Here is a 24,267-nt window from a genome sequence, read left to right on the forward strand (position 1 = left end):
AAATTTTCCTTCCATTAAAAAATCGCCATGTGATTGAACACATGGCGATTTTTTATTTCAAATTCTTTTTAATGTATTGAATGATTTTCCTTAATTCTTTCGGATGGGGACGCCCAAAAGGGCTTGTCTGTCTTTGCTGGTAAAGCAGCTTTCCCTGGCCATCTGTCAAAAAGTAAGCAGGTTCACTATGGGTGCCATGGTCTTCATATGGGGCCTTCTCATCATGATAATGGACGCCATAAGCTTCTAGAAACTCGAAGTTTTCATCCATTAATACAGGAAAAGTGAAGCCATGTTCCTCCACCATTTTTTCTAAATCTTCTCTATTATCATGGGTAACCGTCGTTATATAAACCTGTTGGTTTTCGAAATATCCTTTGCTTTCCTCCAGCTCCTGTAGTTCGCTCATACAGGCTGGACACCAGGATCCACGAAAATAGATAAGCAGGTGCCACTGATCACTTCTTTGTTTAAGCGAGTCCGAAAAATTGAATGTTTCACCGCCTACTGTTGGAAGGGTGAAGTCTGGGACCTCCTGATTTAATTGGAAGGTTGTCATTATAATCACTCCTTTAATTGATATATTATGTACATTACCCTAGTTTCTTCAAGAATAAATGATGTAATCTGTTTTTTTTGTAAAAAATATAAAGGTTCATGGCTCTGCTTCGATGCTATTTTAGCGGGGTGGGGGTCATGCAAAGCGTTCAGTTCGCTGTGATGGATTTGTTTTCTTTCTCGTTATCTGCGGGAGCGGTTTTTTTGTTAAAAGTAAGTAATAGCGTCATACCGATGATACAGGCCATACCGAACCATTGAAAAAAGCCAAAGGGCTCCCTTAACCAGATAACCATCGTTAATACGGCGGAAAGTGGTTCCAGGTTGCCGATCAGACTGGTTTCTTTAGGTAGTAGATGTTGCAAGCTCTCAATGTAAAACCAAAACGCAAGCATCGTACCAAATATAACGACAAAAATGAGATACAGATAAATTTCAACTGTAAAGGTGGAGAATTCCGCTTGCCAGGGTGGGTGTATAAACCCTAAGGAAATGCCTCCAATGACCATTGCCCATCCCACAACAACAAGGGAATCAAAATCTTTAAGTAAAGGAATGGCATATAAGGTGTAAAAGGCAAGGGCAACCCCCGATAAAATGCCCCAAAAGATAGAGATGCCAGGCACGGATAATTGAGAAAAAGTTCCATTGGTCAGTAATAAAAAGGTGCCGAGTAAAGCAAGCGAAACAGTCACTGCATCCTGTTTTTCAAAGGTTGTCTGTTTACGGAGGAGTAAGTAAACGATGATCATAACCGGAGCGAGGTATTGCAAAAGCGTAGCAACCGCCGCATTCCCGTAATTGATGGAAGCCATGTAGGTATACTGCACCCCCAGCATGCCAAGTAATCCGAATATAATCATTTGGACAGCTGTGTGTTTATTTTTCCAAATACTAATGATACGAAAGTTATCTTTCCTGAAAAATTGGATTGCTAACAGTAAAATGCCGGCAATGAGCAAGCGAACGGTTACCAGCCAATTGACATCGATCGCGTAATCCTGGAAGAGTTTTTGTGAAACTGTACCCCCTACACCCCAAAAGATAGCCCCTGTTATGACGAGAAGTAATCCTTTGCTTCTTGTATGTCCTTTCCTCATTTGCACTCACCTCAAAAATATAACGATAGTGTTATAATAATTGAAAAATAGCTATGAAAACAGTGCCTGACCCCCACTCTGTTACCACTTTAGCAGGGTGGGGGTCAGGCACTGTCATTTTAGGGGCGGTTATTATACGTTTAACTTTATACCTAAGTAGGAAAGTGCATCTTTTACCGTAGCCATCGTTGGGATAGAAGATAAATCAATATTTAGGTTTGTTGCTGTCACAGCTAATTCAGGCCTTAGCCCTGTAATGATGGAACGCACACCAAGGAAAGATAAAACGCTGTTTATTTTAAAAAGGTGATCTATTATAACATTGTCTATAGTATAAACCCCTGAAAAGTCAATAATTAAACGGCTAATATTTTGCTGCTGCACTTTCTCCGGTACGATCTCTAAAAGTAAGTGTGCTTTTTCTTCATCAATTTTACCCACTAATGGAAGGACAGCTACTTCGCTTATAAGAGGAACAATGGTTGCGGATAATTCATTTATTTGTTTGATCATCTCACGTTGCTTCTTTTCCGTTTCTTTTCGCTCAGTTATGTCTCTTACATAGGTTTGAATAGCTTTTTTATTCTCCACTACAATAGGATGACAATATAATTCCACATCTACAGTTGTGCCGTCCATTCTATAAATCGTTTCTTCAATTACATCTGCTGGCTTGCCGTAGGCAGATTGGATTCTTTTCCTGATTGCATCCTTGGACGTTTCTTGAAATATATCCAATGGACTGGCACCGGTGACTTCATCATTCTTCGTCCGAAAAAACTTTTCGGCTGCCTGGTTTATATAAATTATCCTATAATCTGTGTGGATAATGAGTGGGTCAAGAGAATATTCAATAACCTCTTGATAATCTATATTTGAAATATTATCGTTCATCTGTTACACCCCTTTAATTAAAAAGGATACATTTTATTACTATTGTTAGCAAGGAGCCTGTCCTTTTTTTGGATGGAAGAGATCCGCAGCATACTTGCCCATGGAAAGTGAGTGACGAACACAGGTTTAACTCAACTGACTGGAAAGCTAAAATAAATAAAAATACCTTCCCCCACTCCAGTATCACTTTAGCGTGGCAGGGGTTCACTGAAAGCGTAATCCCATAAAAGGGGTGCGGTTTTTTAATAAGAAATAGTGTTGTGTAAATGAGAGGGTTTTGAAATAATTGGAATTGAATCAAAAAAATAAGGGATGTGAAGAATGAAAATTAGAAAGGCAACTGCAACAGATGCTGAGGGTGTGGCAAAAGTACAGGTTGATAACTGGCATTCAACCTATAAGAACATCGTACCTGATGAATATTTAAGTAACATGACTTACGAAAGCCGTGAGGAAAAATGGAAAGCTATCATTTCCAGGCAACCTGTTTTTGTAGCTGAAAATGATGGGGGTAAGATCATAGGTTTCTCTAATGGCGGTGCAGAAAGGGCAGGAAAATATCCCGCCTTTGAAGGTGAATTATACGCTATTTACATATTAAAAGAACATCAAAGAAAAGGGTTAGGGGAACTGTTATTAAAGCCAATCATTCAAGCGTTAGAGAATAAATGTATTTATTCCATGCTTGTATTAGTCCTGGAAGAGAATGATTCCCGTTTTTTCTATGAGCATCTCGGGGCTGAAAAAGTGGATACGGTCGAGGTTGAAATCGCAGGAAAAAAACTAAATGAAGTGGTTTATGGATGGAAAGACATAAGGAAAATTCCAATCTAATGAGAAAGGAATAGACGTACATATGAAAAAATTAATAAAGGTATTTGGTGGTATTTCCCTGCTATTGCTTCTAGTCTTACTCCTTGGCTGTTCAGCAGGTACTGCCGAAGAGACTAATACAGATGCTGCTGTAGATTCAGAAGAAGAAAGCAAAACAAATAATAATGAAGATAGTGAAACAGAAAAGTCAGGAGACGAAGACTCTGAGGCTACTTCTTCAGGAGAAAATACTAGTAACGAGGAGTCAGATACTGCAAGCGGAAGTGCAGAAGAGGATCCGCTAGCTGATTATTCATCGGAAGAAATTGAATATGCTCGTGTTTGGCTGCAGCTTGGCGAGTTAAAAGAAGTGGACGAATTGAATGTTAGACACATCCCGTCTGGTACTCCACTCAACCCTGATGACGAAACCAGTGCGGATTATCCTGAAGAGGTCATCCAATTGGCAGGAAGTCGATTAGTAGCTGGTTCGGTCATATACAGCGGGAATGGCGATGGAACCATCAATGTTTATCATGTTCCTTTACGCTGGGATGGAGAATACCCTGCAGGGGAAAGTTTTTACTCAGATTTGATTGAGAATACAAAGCTTGTGGCGGTGGACACTGGTAACGAGAAAGATATTATAGAATTGATCGAAGTCTTGAATATCCATAACTGACTCCCCGGCTGCTAGCCCAGAGAGTTTTTAAACAATATCTAGTTTCTACACGTACATATATAGGAAGTTCTATTTGCTTTAAATCATATGAAAAAAGGTGGAATTCATAATGGGTTTAATAATTGCCATTCTAGCTATCGTATCTTCCGCTGGGTTTCTATATTATTGGGGAAAATCAGGCTTTGACTGGGGAATATCACAACCAAATAAGAAGGGTGAAGAAGAATAATTTTTCAATTATGGAGGTTTTTTGCTTGGGAGAGGGAGAAGAAAGTCCTGAAATAAGACGGGAAAGAATGAGGCAGGAAGAATTAAAACAGGACCCAACGAGGAGTATTTCTGGTGGAGGACTACCTGACTTAGTCGGGAGCTTGGGATGGAAAGGTACTGGGTTCGTTATTCTTTTAATGATGCTAGGTTTTATATTATATACTATCTTTAGCTGAAAGACTCCCATGGTTGGGGGAGGCATAATAACTCAATAAAATCGTGCACGTAAAGAAGAGGCTTCAGAAATGAAGTCTCTTTTTTCATTGTCTAGGAATTTATAAAATTTTCTTTTTGTGGACAACTTTACGTGGTGGGCTCCATCCAGCTCCAGCGCCTACCCCCTCGAGGTCTTAAGTCAAACCTCTCTGTGATTAGAAAAACTTGGCTTATCGCCAAGGGTTTATGGCGAAAGCCTTAGTTTTACTTATACTTTAAACCTTTATAAACTTAATTGTAATAAAAGTACAAAAAACGTCACGGCGAGGCTTGTCTTAAGCTTGTCGGGGGTGAGCAAGGCGCTTGCGCTTCTGTTCTTCAAATGCCCATTTTAATGTTTTGTGTTGACGTGGAAGCATAGGAATCATACACTATAAACAAACATTCAAATAATTATTAGAATGAAGGTGAACATAATGAGTGAAGAAATAGTAAAAAAAGCATCAAAAGATACGTGTGAGACGTTTTGTTATGATGAAGAGCTTGTTCAACGCGTGCAGCCGGAAATCAAAAAGGTGGAAGGCGTGGAACTGATTTTCAAAGCTCTGTCGGATGCCACTCGTATGAAAATTGCGTATGCGTTAACACTGGAGAAGGAGCTGTGTGTCTGTGATGTGGCCAATATCATTGGCTCAACGACGGCCACGGCTTCCCACCATTTAAGGTTATTGCGCAACATGAAATTGGCCAAATACCGTAAAGAAGGAAAACTTGTGTTTTATTCCTTGGCGGATGAACATGTTCACCAGTTAGTATCGATTGCTTTGTTACATTCAAAAGAAGGATGACTGGAATAGATAGGGGGCACACCAATGAGTCGCATAGAGCCAGAAACAACATCAAGTTGCTGCTCTAATCACACAGAGCAGGAGGTCCATGAAACAAAAGACTCCTGCTGTTCTGAGAAGAAAACCGAAGAAGCTTCTGCCAATTCTACATGTTGCGGAAGTGAGCCGAACGAAAAAGAAACGTCTCCGATAGCTTCCTGCTGTGGGAGTGATTCAAAAGAAGAACATACAGGAAGCCCATCTTCCTGTTGTAGTTCGGGAGAGAGTACAAGCGAGCAGGTAAATAGCGTGAGTAGTCAGCCAGCAGGGCAGCAAACCATGGAGTTCAGAGTAAATGGAATGGACTGTCCTTCCTGTGCAGCCACCATTGAGAAAGGGCTGCAAAAGACCAAAGGAATCCAATCGGTCCGGGTTAACTATGGCACCGGAAAAATGGCTGTCGGCGCCGATGATCGTTCGGTATACGATCTTATTCCGAGTCAGGTACGCAAATTGGGCTTTGAAGCTGAGCCTATGGAGAATAACAAAAACATGCAAACGTATAAAATCGAAGGTATGGATTGTGGTTCTTGTGCCATGACGATTGAAAAGCATTTGAGCAAAAATCCGAGTGTTCAAGCGGTCAAGGTGAATTTTTCTACAGGAAAAATGCAAATTGATCATTCCACAAACCAAAAAGAAATTATCAAAGAGGTCCAACGGGCTGGTTTTGATGCTTCCTTAGATTCGGTCCGTAACCGTGAAACATCCGCTGATAACAAGAAAAAAGGAGCCTCGACGACTACCATATCCGGAATATTCCTGGCTCTTGGTTTTATTGGTTCTTTTACTGGCGTAACCTCTGGATTAATTACCGCCCTGTATGCGGCAGCGATTGTAATCGGTGGATATAAACCGGCGAGAAGTGCCTTTTATGCGATTAAAAGCGGGTCCTTAGACATGAATGTGCTCATGGCCTCTGCAGCCATTGGAGCTGCCTTGATTGGTGAATGGTTTGAAGGAGCGACGGTCGTATGGCTTTTTGCCTTAGGAAATACCCTGCAAAACAGGTCGATTGAGCGTACAAGAGATTCCATCCGAAGTTTAATGAATATCACTCCATCCGAAGCTACCGTTAAAAAAGGGTATCAACTTATCCGGAAGCCCGTAGAAGAAGTGGAAATCAATGACATTATTGTCATCAAACCCGGGGAGAAACTGCCTTTGGATGGGGAAATTTTATCAGGGGCATCGAGTATTAACCAGGCTCCGATTACCGGAGAATCCTTGCCTGTAGATAAACAGGAAGGTGATACGGTCTATGCAGGCACGGTCAATGAAAGTGGGTCGCTAGAAGTAAAAGTTACAAAGTTAGTGGAAGATACAACGATTGCAAAAATCATTCACCTTGTGGAAGAAGCCCAGGAGAAAAAAGCTCCAACTCAGGCATTTGTCGATCGCTTTGCAAGTGTCTACACGCCGATTGTATTTATTCTTGCCCTCCTGGTCATGGTAGCACCGCCATTACTTGGTTTCGGAACATGGGGAGAGTGGCTCTATAAAGGCCTTGCATTATTAGTGGTCGCCTGCCCTTGTGCCTTGGTGATTTCCACGCCAGTGGCGATTGTGTCTGCGATTGGAAATGCAGCTAAAAATGGTGTCCTCATCAAAGGTGGCACATTTTTAGAAAAAGCTGGAGCCATTCAGGCGATCGCTTTTGATAAGACAGGGACGCTGACAGAAGGTAAGCCAAAAGTTGCCGAAGTGATTTCCCTTCAGAACAACAGGGAAGAGCTGATCAGTATCACACGAACGATTGAAGAGCATTCCACTCATCCAATCGCTCAGGCAATCACCACTTATGCAGAAGAGCGAAGCATTCCTGCTATGGAAGGGGAAGCCTTTAAAGCCATTGCGGGTAAAGGAGCCCAGGCGACGATTAACGGTGTGGAATACTTTGCTGGCAATCCTAAGCTGTTTCATGAGATGGAAGTACCTTTTCATGAATTAGAAGAACGTATGGCCTCCTTACAAGACAACGGAAACACGCTTGTAGTGGTAGGGACGCAAGCAGAGGTGCTGGGTTTAATAGCTGTTGCAGATACCATCCGTGACATTACGGTTCAATCCATTCAAAAGCTCAAGCAAGTCGGGATGAGAGAAATGGTGATGTTGACGGGTGATAATGAAGGAACAGCGAAAAAAATTGCAGGCGAAACTGGTGTCGATCGTTACTTTGCTGAGTTGCTTCCGGAAGACAAAGTGTCTGCTGTAAAGAAACTGCAGGCGGAAGGAAAACGCGTTGCGATGGTAGGGGATGGAATTAATGATGCTCCGGCTCTTGCGACAGCTGACCTTGGCATTGCCATGGGTGGTGCTGGCACAGATACAGCCATGGAGACCGCCGATATTGTTCTCATGGCGGATAATTTGGAAAAACTTCCTCATACGATCCGTTTGAGCCGTAAAGCACTGGATATTATTAAGCAGAACATTTGGTTCTCATTAATCACTAAGTTAGCCGCGCTGGTTTTAATTTTTCCAGGAATCTTAACCTTATGGATGGCGGTGCTAAGTGATACCGGAGCTGCGTTAATCGTTATTCTTAACAGCATGAGATTGTTAAAGAAAAAATAGGGGATAGGAGATGGACTGGGCTGGAATTACCTCTCAACGTGATAAAGGTAAAACGATAGCCTTGTTCTTGATTCCCCGACTCTATCGTGTTAATTTGAACTTAATTTAATAAAAAAGTTGTTTTCTAGGGTTCCGTAACTTTTACAAGTTAGTCTGGTCCGAGAGAAAACACACAGTGATGAGCTGTGACACGGAAGGACAAAAGCCTGGGAGATGCTGTATTAACAGTGGTCTCTCAGGCTTTTTACTGTTTGACTTAAAAGGGATTTCGCTACATTTGCTAGGCGATATGCCACGGGGGGATATCTAGTGAACTGGTTGAAAGTTTTTATTGCAGCATTGTTTGAAGTGTTGTGGGTGATTGGATTGAAACACGCCGATAGTTTTTGGGCGTGGGGAGGTACAGTCGTTTCCATCGTCGTCAGCTTTTATTTATTGATCATGGCCGGGAAAAGGCTTCCTGTAGGAACGGTGTACGCGGTTTTCGTTGGACTGGGGACAGCGGGTACGGTCATTGCAGGAATTCTGTTTTTTGAAGAACCTTTTAAATGGTCAAAAATTATGTTGATCGGCTTCTTGTTAGCGGGGATTATTGGTCTGAAGCTAGTAACAGAAGATAAAGAGGAAGGAGTGGAGGCGTAATGGCATGGCTATCATTGATTCTTGCAGGGCTTTGCGAAATGTTAGGTGTGTTAATGATAAACAGGGTGCACAAGCACCGTAATTGGCAGTCTCTTGCCCTCCTGGTTATGGCGTTCGGTGCCAGTTTCCTTTTCCTTGCCTTAGCTATGGAAACGCTGCCTATGAGCACCGCCTATGCGATTTGGACAGGTATTGGTGCCTCTGGCGGAGCGATTATGGGGATGTTTTTATATGGAGAACCGAAGGACCTGAAGCGAATTGTTTTTATTGGAATGATACTTGGTGCTGCAGTTGGCTTGAAGTTAATTTCATAACAAATGCCTGATCTTCCGCTAGAGAAGTTCAGGCATCTTTTTTATCCTATAAGAAAGTTTAACTTTTTTAAAGGATTAAAGTATAAGAAAAGACTAAGGCTTTCCCCATAAGTACTTGGCGATAAACCAAGTTTTTCTAATTAAAATTCAGTTTGCTCACTTTGTTCTGGCGGATCATAGGTGACATAGGTGCCTCCGATGAAGTCATGGATCGCTCGTTTATCGTGTCTTAGACCGACCATGAATGCACTGACGATCAGGCCGATTCCCAATGTGATCGCATAAACAAATATACTTACCAATTCCCTCATCAGCAAGTTGCCAATGCCTACGTTCTCTCCATTTTTCTTCACGATGCGCACGCCTGTCGCGCGTTTCCCTACGGTATAGCCATACCAGAAGAGAGGGAGAAGGATGCTATATAAGAGGCCGATGCCATCTAAGGGGTTATAATCGTCATTCGCAAATTCTCCAAACAGGATGGCTGAAATGATTCCCGTCACGACCCCCATTAAAATACCATCTATGATTCTTGCTCCTAATCTGTTCCAGAAACCTACCGGGTTATGTACTTCCATCATTTATCTCCTTTCCTTTGTACTTTAAGAATGTTTAAGTTTGTTAAAGGATTAAAGTATAAGAAAATCTAAGGCTTTCGCCATAAGTACTTGGCGATAAGCCAAGTTTTTCTAATGTAACCTTTCACTATCGTATCATATCCATATTATTCAAATGAAAGATTTTGATGCGCAAAAATTTTTATAGAAATTGCCTGAGATGAGGTAGTTGTGCATGCCTCATGCGTGGGGTCACAAAATTTTATACGGGTATAGGCAAGTGGTGATATATTGCATATTTCAATTTAATGTATTTTCCTGTATACTTTTTCATACAAAAAGATTATCCAGAAAGGCTGATTCCCATGCCCATACCAACAAACCATTCGAAGCCTGTTCGTCAATCTGCCAAGGAAAATGCGTTCAACCAGATTCAGCAATGGATTATTGAAGGAACCTTGCGCCCAGGTGAAAAGCTGAATGATACCGAACTGGCTAATGCGTTAGGAAGCAGCAGAACACCGGTACGTGAATCGCTGCAGCTATTGGAAGTGCAAGGGTTTGTCAAAATGTTTCCGGGGAAGAGTACCGAAGTCACGGAAATAGAACGCGAAGCTATCAAGGACCTCCTTCCGCCATTGGCAGCCTTACAGTCGTTATCCGCGGAACTGGCGATTGATCACATTACAGCGGATCAGCTGGAGCAGCTTGAAAACATCAATGAACGGTTTGCCAAATTAATATCTGCCAACCATGCCTATGATGCATTAAAAGTCGATGAAGAGTTTCACCAGGTGATTATCGATATATCCAAAAATACATATATCAAAAGCATGGTAGCATCCTTGCAGGCACATGTTCGCAGACATTTTTTTCATAACTCTATTATTTTAGCCGAACGTTCAATCGAAGAGCATAAAATAATCATTGCCGCTATGAGAGATGGTGACAAGGATAAAGCAGCAGCCATTATGAAAGATAACTGGCTCCGTACCGTAGAAGATTTTAAATAGCAAAGAACAAAAGCGCAAGCGCCTTGCTCACCCCCGACAAGCTTAAGAAAAGCCTCGGCGTGACGTTTTTTGTCACAGAGAGGATTTACTTAAGACCTCGAGGGGGTAGACGCTGAAGTTATTCACGAAAAGAAAGTTTTATAATTTCCTAGACATCGAAAAAGCCGGCCCCTCTGGTAATGAGGAGGCCGGCCTTATTCGTTTATGAGGCATGAACGGGAGCTTTTCTTTGGAAACGACTGATAACACCGGTTAGGGCAATGACAACTATTGCCGGCAGCAGCCATCCAAGCCCTTGATCGTAAAGGGGCAAGGTTTGTTCATAAAGTCCTACAATCGGCTGCATCCAGCTGAAATAATCGATTCCCAGTGATTCACAGAGCGACTTGAGTCCATCAAAGATGCTGATTAAAAACGTAACAGCGATGGTTGAACTATAAACGATCGTTGCATGATTAAACAATGGAGACAAAAATGTCAAAAGGATCAAGACGATCGCCAGCGGATATAAGAACATCAAGACCGGTATAGAGTAAGTGATGATGTTAGCCAGTCCGAAGTTTGCAATCACAAACGTGATCGTAGCAAAGAAGACGACTAGTGTCTTATAACTAACCTTCGGAAACAACGTATGAAAGTATTCCGCATTGGCTACTGTCAAACCGATCGCAGTAGTCAAGCATGCCAACGTAATGGCAATGGCGAGCAAAACAGAACCAAATGTCCCGAAATAATGGGAGGCACCGTTACTTAAAATTGGTCCACCGGTTTCAAAGATTCCATAAGCTTGTGTGCTTGTCGCACCTAAATAGGCGATCCCGACATAAATCGCACCGAGCAGCAATATGGCGATACTGCCTGCCTTAACGGTTGCTTTTAGGATATCCGTATTGGAGGTGACTCCCATGGAGCGGATCGCGTTAATTACGATAATCCCAAATACCAAGGATGCCAGTGCGTCCATTGTATTATATCCTTCAAGGAAACCAGTGATGAAGGCTCCATTCGTATAAGCTTCCTGGGGAGCTTCCATCGCTCCCATTGGATTGGTGATGACCGCTATAAGCAGAATGGCAAGCAGCACTACCAATCCAGGTGCCAAAAATTTCCCAACATTGTCAACAAGTTTGGCAGGTTTTAAGGAAAACAATAGAACGATAGCGAAAAATAACAGGGTGAAAATAAATAATCCCATTTGCTGCGAAGATTCATTTATATAAGGTGATATCCCGACATCATACGCCACGGTCCCTGTACGGGGAGATGCGAAAAATGGTCCGATTGTCAAATAAAGCAGTGACGTGAAAAACACGGCATAAACCGGGTGTACACGGCTTGAAAGCTCCTGCAGGTTACGGCTTCCCGAAAAACTCATCGCGATAATTCCAAGCAGCGGGAGTCCCACTCCTGTAATTAAAAATCCAATGACGGACGGCCAGAGGTTGGTTCCGGCATTTTGGCCCAGCTGTGCGGGAAAGATCAGGTTCCCGGCTCCGAAAAATAATGCAAATAGCATGACGCCGATAGATGCGTAAGCTGAAAAAGACAATTTTCCCTTCATGAAGTCTTCCTCCTAGTATTAATTTTTATTAGATAGCAATATGCAATATATCAATAAAACCTATCAACGAAATCTATCATACTCCTCCCATATGCAAAATGCAATATATTACAGAATATTTTTATATGTAAAATAATTCATGTAATAAATTACCATTCGGTGGGCTTTATAAGCTTTTATCCCGGGTGTTTCTGCGGGCTGCTAGTTAAAAGGTTGGGAGGATGTGGTGATTCGTTTTTTAATAACAGCTAGGAGAGGGAGAACGAGGACGGACGGTCATTAAAAAGGTTATTAAGACTGTTAGATAGGAGTAGGTATTGTCGGGTGGTCTTTAAAGCGGGGATCAGGACCGTAAGCGGATAAATTTTCATGTGGGACGGTCTTAATAGAAAGTGCCTGACCCTCACTGAAGTAAAGCATTAATGTACTGGGGGTCAGGCACTTTCTCCTGAAAGCTCTAAGGAGGGAAGGCTTTTACTTTTTTTACTCGTACAACGTTGGTTTACCATTTATATGACAGGAGACTATAACATCGTTTATTAAAAAGCCGGATTCCTTATAAATAAGGGGATCGCCTCTTCTAATCATTAAAAATTCTCTCCGGTCATCACACTCATAAAATCCTTGAAGAACAAGGGATAATCGAATTGAAATGCAATCTCATGGAGCTTGGCTGTTTCGTCAAATTCAATATAAGGGCGAATATCAGCAATGCTTTGCCCTCTCAGTATTCCAGTAGCGGTGGTATCAATATGAACCGGCAATTGTCGGTAATGAAACATTTCAGGGTGCAGGGGTGCCATCATGGTGAGCGCATCGTGAACGGGACTACCCTTGATATCAGGGTTCCTGCCTTTATAAAAATCATAATAGTAGTCTAAGAGTGGTTTCGCAATTTTAGCTTTTCCTCTTGAACCAATGTAGTCAGCCATTTCGGGTGTTACAATTGCGTGATCGGTTACATTCGACGGAATAATCTTGACATTGTCTGCGTAAGTGAGAACAATTTTCACAGCAACGGGGTCGGCGTGAAAATTAGCTTCTGAGGCTGCTGTGACATTACCAGGAACCCAAAAGGCTCCACCCATAATATAGTATTCTTTTACTTCATCCATGAGTGATCGATATAAAATGAACATTGTTGCTAACGCAGTTAATCTGCCGATGTTTATAATGATCAATTCGTCTCGGTACGTATCAATGATATCGACGATTTCAAAGAAGTTTTCGATTACTCCTTCATATTTACCCGGTGTTATAGGTCCCAACCCATATTCACCGTGAATTTCCGGATAAAAAGTCGGCGTCTCCCCGGTCATAGGGGCTTCGGCTCCACCAATGATAGGGACATCCTTTTCTACCTCAAAGAGATCAAATATATAATGAACATTTCCTACAGCAACATCTCTTGGAACATTTCCGTAATCGGCAACAATGCCTACCAATTCAATATCATCATTTAAATGAGCATAAACAAGGGCAATCGTATCATCTACACCTATGTCTCCGAAGACTAGGGCTTTCTTTGCCATGTAATCCCCTCCGAGTCCACGATTCGTAGCGTTATAATAGTTGATGTCATCATATGGGAAATGTGCCTGTATAAATATATCTGATTCAACCAGGAAACGTTAGTGGAAGCTGTGATGCATTTTAACGCGAGTCCTAGGGTATGCAACCGGGAAGCTGAATTGATGGAGAAACTAAAACGGCTTTAGCCTTTGTAAAAAAGAGCTAAAGCCGTTTAGCTTTATTAGGTGATCTATTTAATTTGCGTAGGCTGCTGATTCAGATTCTAATACCGGAATATCACGGTATTGAGTTGCTTGCTCGTAATCATAGGCCATTGCAAGCAAGTCGGCTTCGCTCCACATTTTTCCGAAAAAGGCGAGCGAAAATGGTGTTCCGCTTTGGTAGTATCCGGCAGGTACGGTGACGAGTGGCTGCCCGCTGATATTGACCTCTGGTGCTGCTGTAGGCTGATGGATGCCCTCTTCGAGTGGCGGGATTTCAGCTGCCATCTGTGGGTAGACGAACGCGTCGAGGTCATGCTTTTCCATCACTTCGTTGATGTAGGACTGAAATTTTGACCGTGCTTCGAAAAAGTAGTCTAAGTCAGGCTGCTGTTCCGGGTTCTGCAAATTCATTTGTAACTCCGTTTCATCGAAGTTCTGAAGCGGCTGGCCTGCAGCCCATGGCTTTGTTTCTGATTGATTGAATAATTCCGTTACTGTCGGAATTTCGCCTTTTGGATCCATACGGTTGAGATAGGTTTGGATGTCGTAGACGAGCGCGTCGTACCCGATATTTCCGGTGGCTTTTACATACTCAGCGAAACCGGATCCGGCGAAAGGATCGGTGACAACTTCGGCCCCTTGCGCTTCGAGCTCCTGGATTGCACGGTCATACAATTCTTTTGTTTCCGGAGATAAAGATTCTCCGCGCCAGCCGGGACCGTAGAGCCCGATGCGTTTTCCTTCCAGGGCATCTTCGCTTAAGCTGGCGGCGTAGCCTTCTTCAGGCAGATGGGCGTCTGCTTTTTCTGTCTTCGAATCTTTGGGATCAGTCCCGGCGATGACATCGAGCATCGTTGCTGCATCCGCAACCGTCCGGGCGTGCGGGCCGAGTACGTCTCTTGTACTTGCTGCAAATGGAGCGGCTCCTGTGTTTGAAACGAGACCGAACGTCGGTTTTACTCCGATAAGGGCCTGGGAAGCGGCTGGATTCTGAATTGATCCCCCGGTTTCAGCAGCAATTCCTAAGACTGCCAGATTACCAGAAACAGCGGTGGCTGTGCCGGAACTGCTGCCGCCGGGTGCGAAGTCCGGGTTGATTGCGTTCAACGTTTCTCCTGCCCAGCTTGTGTTGGCATTGGTCGCTGAGATGCTGAAGGCCGGCATGTTTGTTTTGCCGAGAATGATTGCACCTTCTTCTTTTAACTTCTGCACAATCGGTGCATCGACCTGTGGCATCAGTTCGATGCCGCCTGCTTCTTTACTGAAACCTTCCCAGCCAAATGTGGAAGGGAAACCAGACACATCCACTGTTTCCTTGATGACGACCGGTACTCCTGCAAGTCGGCCGGGAGACTGTTTCTTGTTGATACGATCCTGGATTTCACTCGCCTCCTGTAAAGCGTGTTCGTTGATGAATGTGAAGGCATTATATGTATCTTCAAATTCTTCGATGTGCTCCAGGTGGGCCTGGACCACCTGCGTAACGGTAAACGCTCCGTTTTTATAACCCCGGCGGAGATCGTTGACGGTCAATTCCTTCCCGTCTTCCAGCCGTTCGGTCAGGTCGATTTCCTGGTGGGGATATGTTTTATGTTCGATTGAATTTGTATGTCCAAAAGCATCCTTCGGCGATGTGGAAGTAAAATTCCCACTAATCGCAAAGGTGGCCGCGATTGCCACAATTAACGTTATGATTATCGCTTTTATGTTTTTCATATGTTACCTGTCACTCCCTTGCTTATCAAAGGTAGAATAACATAGAATCATAGGCTATTAAATAGTTTTTGAGTAGCAGATGGTAGCTATTAGAACCGGGAGAAGGTTGGTTTTTTTCACAGACGGTCTTTATGGAGGGGGTTAGGTACGTTGGGGCACAGTGGTTTAGGTCGGACGGTTATTAGAGGGTGTATTAAGACCGTTAGAGGGTAGGAAACAGGGTTGGGAGGTCTTAAGGGAGCTTTTTGGAGTTAGGTATTTTCCAAATATTGGTTTTAGGCGAGAGTTTAGGCTGTAGTTTGAACAGGAGGGGCGGGAAAGATGGGAAAGCTGTCCGAAGAGAGAGGGGTTTCGGACAGGTTGAGAGCGATAGCGTGGAAAGTTGTCCTATTCCCAGGGGACCGGGTAATGACTGAAGTACGGGCAAGCTTCCTCGTGGAATAGGAAAAAAGCAGGCTTACTGCCTCAGCATTCGGGAATAGGAGTAAAGCAAGAAAGGAGGCTATCGTAATGGAACATAGAGTTTCGCATCAGGATATGGATGAGTTATTAAAGCAATTGGAAGATGATTACATTAAAGCCGTCAAAGATAATGACCGTGCGACTGTAGAGAGATTTATCGAGAAGTTTTTGTATGACTCGTGGGATTATAATGAAGAGAATATCGACAGTATCAAGTACGTGTTGAAAAGGTACTCCAATGGAGAAATTGCCCAAGGAACCTTCAGCGGCGCATTCAATGAAATGGTCGATCATCTTCAAGCAAAGCTGGAGCGGCTGGATCACGAAAAGGAATACGCTGTACTTCATACCGATAAAGGGGCCTCGCTGCTAGTCGCTTTCGTCGACGGCCTGGTTTTGCAGTATTATCTGGATGTGTATGATGTTGAGCAGCTCAAAGAAATGACTCCTTATTTAAAGCAGGTAATTTTACAAGCTTTGAAGACAAAAGGGGATGAAAATCAATAAAGGCGTCTGCCACCCACCAGCCAAGGTGAGGGCGGACGCCTTTATTATGATTTTGCCGGTTCTTCGGCATGAAAATCGGGAGCGATTGCTTTTTTAATGAATAAAGCAGTCACAAACACGCCGGTGGCCAGTGCGAGCGCGAACCAGTATGCGTGATGGACACCGGCAGTCATTGCCTGGTTGGCTACTTCCTCTGTTACCGGCCCGTTCTGGGAGGACAGGTAACTGTTCTGTCCCTGAGTCATGATGCTGACGAACACCGATACACCGAGCGCACCGCCGATTGGCTGGAGCGTGTTGGCGATAGCAGTGCCATGCGGATACAGATGCTTCGGCAATTCGTTCAGACCGTTCGTCTGCGATGGCATCAGAATCGCTGAAACCGAAAGCATCAAGGCGATATAGGCAATGATAAACAGCCAGATTGGAACAGACGGGTTCAGGTTGCTGAAGAAAATCATCACACCGACTAAGACGAGACTGCCTGGGATGATCAGTTTTCGTGGCCCAAATTTATCGAAAAGCGAGCCCATCACCGGTGACATCAGGCCGTTCAATAATGCTCCGGGCAGCAGCAAGAGTCCTGCCATTTTTGCCGAAAATCCGAGCGGCCCTTGCAGGTACATCGGCATGACGATTTCTGACGCGAACATCGCCATGATGACAATCACAAAAATCGTGATGCCCCTTGCGTAACTTTTATAGGTGAACACTCGTACATCCAGTAATGGCTCATCGAGTTTCAACTGGCGGAACACAAACCAAATCATGCTGATCAAACTGATGGTGATGATCACCATGATGTGAAGCGAGGAAAAACCTTCTCCGCTTTCCCCGGCACTGCTGAAACCATACACGATTCCGCCGATTCCAATTGATGATAGGACAATCGACAGGACATCGGCTTTTGGGCGCGTGATTTCTCCGACGTTCTGTAAGTATTTCCACGCAAAAACGATGGAAAAAGTAGCAAACGGGATAACGGTAATAAACAGCCAGCGCCAACCTAAAAAGTCGACGATGACACCGGATAGTGTCGGTCCGATTGCTGGTGCAAACATGATGACGAGTCCGAATGTCCCCATGATTTTTCCCCGGACTTCCGGAGGATAAAGCAATAACATGGCGTTCATGATGACTGGAATCAATAAGCCTGTACCGACGGCCTGGACCATCCGACCTGTAAGCAGCATTGGAAAATTAATAGCGGCGGCCGCGATGATGGTCCCGGTCAGAAAGGTGGTCATGACGCCGATGAACATCTGTCTGGTAGTAAACCACTGAATCAGCAGGGCGGAAATCGGCATCAGGACTCCCATCACTAGCATGAATCCGGTTGCCATCCACTGGACCGTTGGTGCTTCGAGATGAAATACTTCCATTAATTCTGTCAGCGCGATGTTGAGCAATGTCTCATTTAACACAGCAAAAAATGCGCCGATCATAAACGTGATCAGTATAATCTTTCTGTTAATTGGTGTTTCCATGGTATCCCCCGTAACTGTTTCTAAAATAAACACTTAATCATAATCCACCATTTTCTAGGTGATGGCAAGTATTTTTTTCTGCCAGTGGAATTTGGTCCATATAAAAGTATATCATGTGAAATTGTGGAAAGTCTCTTTTGTATTGCTAAATCAGCTTAGGGAGAAAGTTAGCGCTGTTAGGTCGAAAGCTTTTCCGTTAAGGGGGAAACATGTCGGAGTTAGGAGAGAAGTTGTTGGCGCTAGGGCAGAAGAGATCGTCGTTAGGGTAGAGGTTTCCCTGTCTGCCCTATTCAAAAAAGGTGGGCTGCTTAGAAACGATTCATCGTGGAATTTTCTCGTTTCATTACTTCTACGACCATTCCCCCGATTTGTCTGCCTAACCGTAAGCCTTCATCATTATCCACTTTGAAATGGACGCCGGCATAAAGCCGTGACAAAGCACACTGTTCCATTATGATTTTTATATCAGTTGCATCTGCTGGGAAAATATAACTTAAAACCGCTTCCCCGCATCCAGCCACAGTGGCATGGGCAGAAGGGTAGGCGGGAAAGCGTGGTGTAGGCAAAACCGGGTTAATGTTCCGGCCGTATTGATTGGGACGCGCTACATCCCAAAGGTATTTGAAATACCAGGAAATAACAAACGCATCATTAATCCCGCCATGAAAATAAGCAAGGATCCTAGCGACTAAGGGGGAGCCGAGTTTGTATTTTTTTGCTAGATGAAAGATAATCGGGGTCATGTTTTCTGTTGTTTCGGCGTTGGCCCAATAGTTTGCGATCTGCGTTTGCTGTGACGTCAGGCGGGATAACGTTTGTTCCACCCTCAACAATTCGCTCTCCCAATCCACACTGGAGGGATTTTTAATTTTCCATTTAATCGGCTGTCCCAAAGGGTCCAGGAAGGAATTGTTTACTCCTCTGGTAATGAAAAACATGGGATAGGATGCTGCTGCAGGATAAGGCGTCGGAGGTTTTTGCTCACCTGAGTAGGGATACGCTGACCATCTTCTGTAGGCAGTTCTCATTGTTTCAGCCCCTAACATTTCTACTTATTGCGTAAAAATATATGTGGAAGCGGAGTGAATAAGAACACGGGTATGAAAAGTAGTTGTCAACAGGCTTTTTGCTGGCATTCTTTTTTTCATAGGAGTAGAATCATAGTTTAATCATGTTTGAAAAAGGATGTTTGAGAATCATGTTACATAATCCAACAGGAAAAGAGCGCCTCGGTCTGGCGTTTTTACTCGGTATGCTGGGAATATTAGGGCCGCTGAATATTGATATGTATTTGCCGAGTTTCCCTGGAATAGCGGAGGACTTTGGAACGACGGCCTCGTTTGTACAGCTGAGTCTGACGACGTGTCTAATTGGTCTTGCGCTCGGGCAGATTGTCGTCGGGCCAATCAGTGATTCGCAGGGGAGAAGGCGGCCGTTGCTCGTTTTTATATTTCTTTTTGCGCTGGCATCCTTGTTATGTGCCCTGGCACCGAATATTTACGTATTTGTAGTGGCTCGCTTTTTACAAGGTTTCACTGCTTCTGCAGGTGTGGTGCTGTCCCGTGCCGTGGTGCGGGATGTTTTTGATGGGAGAGACCTGACGAAATTCTTTGCCCTCCTGATGGTGATCAATGCGACGGCTCCGATGATTGCGCCGATGACCGGGGGAGCGATCCTCATGCTGCCATTCGCCAAGTGGAGCACGATTTTTTACTTCTTATTTTTTGTGGGACTGGTGATTGTCCTTACGATGTACATCAAATTGCCGGAAACGCTGCCGAAAGAAAAACGGATTCCAAGCAAGCTGGAAGAAACGATCCGCACGATTGGCCGGTTACTGAAGGACCGTTCTTTTATCGGATATGCGCTGACGATCGGTTTTGTTCATGGAGGGAGCTTCGCTTATGTATCAGGAACACCGTTTGTTTACCAGGGGATCTACGATGTTTCTCCGCAGGTTTTCAGTGTTCTGTTTGGCATTAACGGCCTTGCTATTATTTCCGGCAGCGCGATTATCGGGCGTCTCGGTGGAATCATTCACGAACGAAGCCTGCTGCGCACGGCAGTCGTTATCGCGGTGACTGCGACGGCGTTTCTTCTGACGATGACGATTATCGAAGGTCCGCTGGCTTCGCTGGTTATTCCGATTTTCATATATATGACCGCCATGGGGATGGTGCTCACGAGTACGTTTACGCTCGCGATGGAGCATCAGGGTTATCGCGCCGGGAGTGCCAGTGCGGTGCTAGGCATGCTTCCGTTATTGTTCGGCTCCCTGGTTTCTCCGCTTGTCGGTTTGAATGAATCAACCGCTGTACCGATGGGGGCAATGTTATTCATCACCGCATCAATCGGGTCTGTGGTGTTTTTTACAATGACAAAGAAAAGTCAAGCAACTTCATAATGCGGCATTATCTTTTTCGCCAAGCTAGCACTTTATTAAATGATTAATTCGCTAAAGGACGTATCGACTTTTTAAGGCAATAGTAATAAAAATCTAATACAAACAGGCCAATCACATAGGCAAGAAACGTAAAGAATATATTCCATCCGTTATCGTACACTACTTTGTTTAATAATAAAGCTACTATTTCTAAACCGTTTAATAATAAGATAAATCCTGAATATACCATCCATCGCCTCCATTTTTTAAAATAAATCATGTAAGTAAAAATCAGACCGGCTGCTGGGTTATACCCAAAGTCTATATTTACAGAATTTATTATTAACAAATCGGTTTGTGGGTAAAGCGTCCAAAATCCCAACGCCATACCTATTTGATTACAGGTTATTGATACTAATGACATAAAAGGGGCAACCGTTAAAAATAAATAAGGAACTCTTCGGCATAATAGAATAGCGATCGTCCAAGGTATAATAAGGCCAAAGAAAAAATTAAACAGAATGGTAATCACCACTTTTTATAAGTATTGGTTATTCCCTATTATCGGCATAGATGGCAATTTCAAAATAGGTAAAATATGTAATTTCGATAAATGAAAAAAGGGAATGGAGAATACATCCCCCTGGACTATAGGAGGAGGATGGGTATTTTTAGTTCTCCGCTAATTGACTGAGTAACAATGTGTCTGTTCCTAATGGAGGAGCAGGCACTTTTTTGTGTGTTAAATATATTGTAAATACAACAAAAGTAGTATAAACTGAATTTAAATTTTATTGCATTTACAACAAAAAAGCGGGGTTGCTATGACTGAAATTTTGCGGGAAATTGGCATGATTGCCAGGGCGCTAGATTCGATAAGTAATGTCGAGTTTAAAGAATATGATCTGACGAAAGGCCAGTATTTGTATCTGGTTCGAATCGTTGAAAATCCAGGAATCATTCAGGAAAAGTTAGCCGAGATGATAAAAGTGGATCGAACGACAGCAGCTCGTTCCATTAAAAACCTTGAAGCGAATGGTTTTATTGAGAAGAAGAGAGATTCTCATAACAAAAAAATCAGGAAAATCTATCCGACCGAGAAAGGGGAACAGGTTTCACTTTTTATCAAACGAGAGAATGACTATTCCAATAGCGTTGCGTTAGCGGGTTTTTCCGAAACAGAAGCGGAAACCATTCACCAGCTGCTGCAGCTCGTTCGAAAAAATGTGGAGAAAGACTGGGAATTTGTGAAAAAGGGCAACAGGAGAGACTACTAATGAAAGAAAGCGGGGCTATGGACCATGGAGGTAACGATAAGCAAGTGTACACTTGAGGATGCATGCCAGCTTCGAGAAGTTGGTTATGAAACATTCAAGGAGACATTTGAGCATCAGAATTCACCAGAAAATATGAATGCCTATCTCGACAAGGCGTTTACCTTGAATCAATTAGAAAAAGAATTATCAAATGCTTCGTCGCGATTCTTTTTTGTTTATTTTAAACAAGACGTCGCTGGTTATTTAAAGGTGAATGTCGGAGAGGGGCAGACGGAAGACATGGGGGAAGACGCAATTGAAATCGAACGGATTTATATTAAAAACAAATTCCAAAAACACGGACTTGGTAAGCGCTTGCTGGAGAAAGCTATTGAATTAGCAAGGAATGAGAATAAACAGAAAATCTGGCTGGGTGTTTGGGAGAAAAACGAAAACGCGATTGCTTTTTACGAGAAAATGGGGTTTGTACAGACAGGAGCCCATTCTTTTTATATGGGCGATGAAAAACAGACGGGTTTCATTATGACCAAAAACCTCCGATGAAAGGTGGATTTTATGTATATTCCCAACCACTATGAACTGACAGACTTTGTAGAAATCAGGGATTTTATAGAAAAGCATTCCTTTGGAACCCTTGTAACTACCGATGAAGGTAAACCGCTGGCGACTCATTTGCCTTTGGAGCTGGATAAACGCGGAGATGATTATTATTTGACCGGCCATTTGGCTTACCGCAACCCCCAATGGCAAACATTAGGCGATAATCCTGTCCTGGTTATGTTTCAGGGCCCGCACGCTTACATATCTTCTTCGTGGTACCAGACAGAAGACGTGCCAACATGGAACTACCAGGCGGTTCATGTCTATGGGAGAGCATTGATCATGGACGAGCAGGAATTGCAGGATGATCTTAGCCGGCTTTTGCAAAAATATGAAAACCATCGCAAAGATCCAGTATTATGGGAAGAACTTTCTCTGCAGGCCAAAAAACAAATCAAAGGGATCGTAGGGTTCAAAGTGAAAGTAGAAGACGTTCAAGCTGCTTATAAATTAAGCCAAAACCGTCCAGTGGAGGACTATGAAAATATCATGGAACAACTGAGTCAGGCAGATGATTTTAACTCTCAACAATTGGCGAAAGCGATGAAAGCGAATAGGGAGAAAGACGTTTGAAGCGGCTGCTTTGAAGAACGCTGTCTCTAAAGCTGGTCTGAATTTTTTCGGGCCAGTTTTTGCTGGATTGAATAGGAACTTTTTTTCATTATGTAATGATGTTTTTAGTATATATTGGAAGTGAAATATCAGCTATGGGGGGAAGGGAATATGAGAGATGACAGTGAAAATCATCCGATACTAGATGATCCTTACGCAAAAACACCTGATTTTACTTGGTTCGACGGTTTATTCTTCTTGCTCGTACTCTTCGCGCCTATTAATTCGGGGGTTGGTATTTTACTTGCAGCTTCCCTCACATTCTATGTCCGGGCTGGCTATTATTTGTTACGTAAGGAGTCGATGAAGCGGGTAGGAATAGAGTTTATCGGAGCGACAATATTTATGATCATCTGGCTATTACTAGATTAAGTAACTGCCATAATTTTAATGATTACATATAAGGACTATCCCACAAGAAAAAAGAGAGCACAAGCTAGATAATCTTTACAAAAGAATAAACTTTCCTAAATATGTCGTTTACCTTCATTGGGTATATTGAAAGTGACATCAATGATAAAAGGGGTGGCAAGATGAAAAAGCTGTTGCTTGTATTGCTCACTGTCCTGTTTTTTATCTATTTTCCTGATTTTAAAAGTGAACCTTATGTGGAAGAGAAAAGCGTTCCGGAACCTGCGCCGGTCGATGTCAAAGTGATGAGTTATGATTTTTCTGATGCAGAAAAAGAAGGGGTCAGGGATGTGGAACGGATGGCGAAAGAAATAGAGGAAGCAGGTGCCGATGTCATCCGTGTCAGGAAGCTGGAATCCTCTGAGCGTCATGATTTCCAGCACCAGACCGCCATGCTCGCGGAGCGGCTGGGTATGTCCTATATCAATACAGAACAATTGGTGTCCCCAACAGCAACGGGTGATAGTGGCAGCGCTCAGAATGATACAGCAATTTTAAGCAAGCACCCAATTATCGATGCGGTCAATCATACCGCTTCTCAAACGGGGACCAGTACGATGAAGGGTGATTTGATTGAAGCAATTATCAATGTCAACGGCATACAGGTCCGCCTTTTCGACACTCAACAAATAAAAATTCAGACACAGCAGATGAATGAAATCAAAAAAATTGCCGCCGGCTCAGAAGGTCCGAGCATTATCATGGGGGATTTGGGCCAGGGAGGCTATGGTCCTTCCGATATTGAGTTGGCAGGGAATGACCTTGCGGATGTTAAGAAAATGGAAACCTACACCTATTCCTTATCCGATGCTGAGAATAGAATGGATTACTTTTTTACGGACAGCAGCAGAGGAGAGTCATTCTCGTTCGATAACCTCCTGCTAACCTTCGACTTTAGCCTGAAAATTGTGGATTAATAAACCAGTGACTCTTCGAAAGCGGAGAGTTTTTTTAATTTGGACAAAACTGCGGGATGATATTTTTAAGGAGAATATATATCCTAACATGATTAGAGTTTATTAATGTTAAACACTGCAGGAGAGTTAGAACTC

General features: G+C 43.3%; 26 protein-coding genes and 1 riboswitch. Of the genes, 16 read left to right on the plus strand and 10 right to left on the minus strand.

What is annotated here, in order from left to right; translation table 11 throughout:
* Positions 1–52 precede the first annotated feature (52 nt).
* The 3 genes from FHS45_RS02500 to FHS45_RS02510 form a co-directional block, all read right to left on the minus strand.
* On the minus strand, positions 53–559 hold the full coding sequence (locus tag FHS45_RS02500; RefSeq protein ID WP_062445025.1) for a peroxiredoxin family protein: 507 nt from the start codon (positions 557–559) through the stop codon (positions 53–55).
* A gap of 148 nt (positions 560–707) precedes the next feature.
* On the minus strand, positions 708–1,658 hold the full coding sequence (locus FHS45_RS02505; RefSeq protein WP_062445028.1) for a DMT family transporter: 951 nt from the start codon (positions 1,656–1,658) through the stop codon (positions 708–710).
* Between the two features lie 132 nt (positions 1,659–1,790).
* Entirely contained in the window at positions 1,791–2,552 is a 762-nt protein-coding gene (locus tag FHS45_RS02510) for a PAS domain S-box protein (RefSeq protein ID WP_062445030.1), read from the minus strand.
* 321 nt (positions 2,553–2,873) lie between these two features.
* Between FHS45_RS02510 and FHS45_RS02515 the strand changes: the two genes are divergently transcribed.
* From FHS45_RS02515 to FHS45_RS02540, 7 genes are all read left to right on the plus strand, one after another.
* On the plus strand, positions 2,874–3,386 hold the full coding sequence (locus tag FHS45_RS02515) for a GNAT family N-acetyltransferase (protein WP_062445032.1): 513 nt from the start codon (positions 2,874–2,876) through the stop codon (positions 3,384–3,386).
* Between the two features lie 22 nt (positions 3,387–3,408).
* Positions 3,409–4,047, plus strand: coding sequence for a hypothetical protein (locus FHS45_RS02520; RefSeq protein WP_062445034.1), 639 nt, complete (start codon positions 3,409–3,411; stop codon positions 4,045–4,047).
* A 239-nt stretch (positions 4,048–4,286) separates the two neighbouring features.
* Positions 4,287–4,493, plus strand: a complete 207-nt coding sequence (locus FHS45_RS20120) for a DUF6366 family protein (RefSeq protein WP_308789076.1) — start codon at positions 4,287–4,289, stop codon at positions 4,491–4,493.
* A gap of 456 nt (positions 4,494–4,949) precedes the next feature.
* A complete protein-coding gene (locus FHS45_RS02525) occupies positions 4,950–5,321 on the plus strand; it encodes an ArsR/SmtB family transcription factor (RefSeq protein WP_062445038.1) in 372 nt (123 codons plus the stop codon).
* A 24-nt stretch (positions 5,322–5,345) separates the two neighbouring features.
* A complete protein-coding gene (locus FHS45_RS02530) occupies positions 5,346–7,937 on the plus strand; it encodes a heavy metal translocating P-type ATPase (RefSeq protein WP_062445040.1) in 2,592 nt (863 codons plus the stop codon).
* Between the two features lie 113 nt (positions 7,938–8,050).
* A riboswitch (guanidine-I (ykkC/yxkD leader) is annotated at positions 8,051–8,152 on the plus strand.
* A gap of 94 nt (positions 8,153–8,246) precedes the next feature.
* Positions 8,247–8,579: a DMT family transporter gene (locus FHS45_RS02535; protein ID WP_062445042.1), complete on the plus strand. Its 333-nt coding sequence runs from the start codon at positions 8,247–8,249 to the stop codon at positions 8,577–8,579.
* Entirely contained in the window at positions 8,579–8,893 is a 315-nt protein-coding gene (locus tag FHS45_RS02540) for a DMT family transporter (protein WP_062445044.1), read from the plus strand. The genes FHS45_RS02535 and FHS45_RS02540 overlap by 1 nt, the downstream gene beginning before the upstream one ends.
* A gap of 140 nt (positions 8,894–9,033) precedes the next feature.
* Here FHS45_RS02540 and FHS45_RS02545 read toward each other — a convergent pair whose 3' ends face one another.
* Positions 9,034–9,471, minus strand: coding sequence for an RDD family protein (locus tag FHS45_RS02545; protein ID WP_062445046.1), 438 nt, complete (start codon positions 9,469–9,471; stop codon positions 9,034–9,036).
* Between the two features lie 344 nt (positions 9,472–9,815).
* Here FHS45_RS02545 and FHS45_RS02550 point away from each other — a divergent pair, with 344 nt between their 5' ends.
* Positions 9,816–10,463: a GntR family transcriptional regulator gene (locus tag FHS45_RS02550; protein WP_062447805.1), complete on the plus strand. Its 648-nt coding sequence runs from the start codon at positions 9,816–9,818 to the stop codon at positions 10,461–10,463.
* 202 nt (positions 10,464–10,665) lie between these two features.
* Here the strand turns inward: FHS45_RS02550 and brnQ are convergent, their stop codons facing one another.
* The 3 genes from brnQ to FHS45_RS02565 form a co-directional block, all read right to left on the minus strand.
* The gene (gene brnQ / locus FHS45_RS02555; RefSeq protein ID WP_062445048.1) at positions 10,666–12,024 is read right to left on the minus strand and encodes a branched-chain amino acid transport system II carrier protein; all 1,359 of its coding nucleotides are present in this window, start codon (positions 12,022–12,024) and stop codon (positions 10,666–10,668) included.
* Between the two features lie 587 nt (positions 12,025–12,611).
* Entirely contained in the window at positions 12,612–13,556 is a 945-nt protein-coding gene (locus tag FHS45_RS02560) for a nucleoside hydrolase (RefSeq protein WP_062445050.1), read from the minus strand.
* 234 nt (positions 13,557–13,790) lie between these two features.
* Entirely contained in the window at positions 13,791–15,476 is a 1,686-nt protein-coding gene (locus tag FHS45_RS02565; protein ID WP_082412019.1) for an amidase, read from the minus strand.
* 321 nt (positions 15,477–15,797) lie between these two features.
* Between FHS45_RS02565 and FHS45_RS20290 the strand changes: the two genes are divergently transcribed.
* Complete coding sequence (locus FHS45_RS20290) at positions 15,798–15,920, plus strand: hypothetical protein (RefSeq protein ID WP_258953974.1); 123 nt, start codon at positions 15,798–15,800, stop codon at positions 15,918–15,920.
* Between the two features lie 66 nt (positions 15,921–15,986).
* Positions 15,987–16,445 carry a hypothetical protein gene (locus FHS45_RS02570; protein ID WP_062445052.1) on the plus strand — a complete coding sequence of 153 codons (459 nt, stop codon included), beginning with the start codon at positions 15,987–15,989 and terminating at the stop codon, positions 16,443–16,445.
* 44 nt (positions 16,446–16,489) lie between these two features.
* Here FHS45_RS02570 and FHS45_RS02575 read toward each other — a convergent pair whose 3' ends face one another.
* The gene (locus FHS45_RS02575) at positions 16,490–17,932 is read right to left on the minus strand and encodes an MDR family MFS transporter (protein ID WP_062447810.1); all 1,443 of its coding nucleotides are present in this window, start codon (positions 17,930–17,932) and stop codon (positions 16,490–16,492) included.
* Positions 17,933–18,240: 308 nt separating this feature from the next.
* Positions 18,241–18,960, minus strand: coding sequence for a vanadium-dependent haloperoxidase (locus tag FHS45_RS02580; protein WP_062445054.1), 720 nt, complete (start codon positions 18,958–18,960; stop codon positions 18,241–18,243).
* A gap of 170 nt (positions 18,961–19,130) precedes the next feature.
* Here FHS45_RS02580 and FHS45_RS02585 point away from each other — a divergent pair, with 170 nt between their 5' ends.
* Positions 19,131–20,336 carry a Bcr/CflA family efflux MFS transporter gene (locus tag FHS45_RS02585; protein WP_062445057.1) on the plus strand — a complete coding sequence of 402 codons (1,206 nt, stop codon included), beginning with the start codon at positions 19,131–19,133 and terminating at the stop codon, positions 20,334–20,336.
* A 43-nt stretch (positions 20,337–20,379) separates the two neighbouring features.
* On the opposite strand, the gene FHS45_RS02590 is transcribed toward FHS45_RS02585, so the two are convergent.
* Positions 20,380–20,850 (minus strand): hypothetical protein, encoded by a 471-nt coding sequence (locus FHS45_RS02590; RefSeq protein ID WP_166761348.1) that lies wholly within the window; start codon positions 20,848–20,850, stop codon positions 20,380–20,382.
* A gap of 289 nt (positions 20,851–21,139) precedes the next feature.
* On the opposite strand from FHS45_RS02590, the gene FHS45_RS02595 reads away from it, so the two are divergent.
* The 5 genes from FHS45_RS02595 (at position 21,140) to FHS45_RS02615 (ending at position 24,132) form a co-directional block, all read left to right on the plus strand.
* Positions 21,140–21,592, plus strand: a complete 453-nt coding sequence (locus FHS45_RS02595) for a MarR family winged helix-turn-helix transcriptional regulator (RefSeq protein WP_062445061.1) — start codon at positions 21,140–21,142, stop codon at positions 21,590–21,592.
* 24 nt (positions 21,593–21,616) lie between these two features.
* Positions 21,617–22,135: a spermidine/spermine N(1)-acetyltransferase gene (paiA, locus tag FHS45_RS02600; RefSeq protein ID WP_062445064.1), complete on the plus strand. Its 519-nt coding sequence runs from the start codon at positions 21,617–21,619 to the stop codon at positions 22,133–22,135.
* Positions 22,136–22,147: 12 nt separating this feature from the next.
* On the plus strand, positions 22,148–22,765 hold the full coding sequence (locus FHS45_RS02605) for an FMN-binding negative transcriptional regulator (RefSeq protein ID WP_062445066.1): 618 nt from the start codon (positions 22,148–22,150) through the stop codon (positions 22,763–22,765).
* A 150-nt stretch (positions 22,766–22,915) separates the two neighbouring features.
* Positions 22,916–23,176: a hypothetical protein gene (locus FHS45_RS02610; protein ID WP_062445069.1), complete on the plus strand. Its 261-nt coding sequence runs from the start codon at positions 22,916–22,918 to the stop codon at positions 23,174–23,176.
* 161 nt (positions 23,177–23,337) lie between these two features.
* On the plus strand, positions 23,338–24,132 hold the full coding sequence (locus FHS45_RS02615; RefSeq protein WP_062445072.1) for an endonuclease/exonuclease/phosphatase family protein: 795 nt from the start codon (positions 23,338–23,340) through the stop codon (positions 24,130–24,132).
* Positions 24,133–24,267 lie beyond the last annotated feature (135 nt).

It is taken from the genome of Thalassobacillus devorans (genome assembly GCF_011761345.1).
Taxonomy (GTDB): Bacteria; Bacillota; Bacilli; order Bacillales; family Halobacillaceae; genus Thalassobacillus; species Thalassobacillus devorans.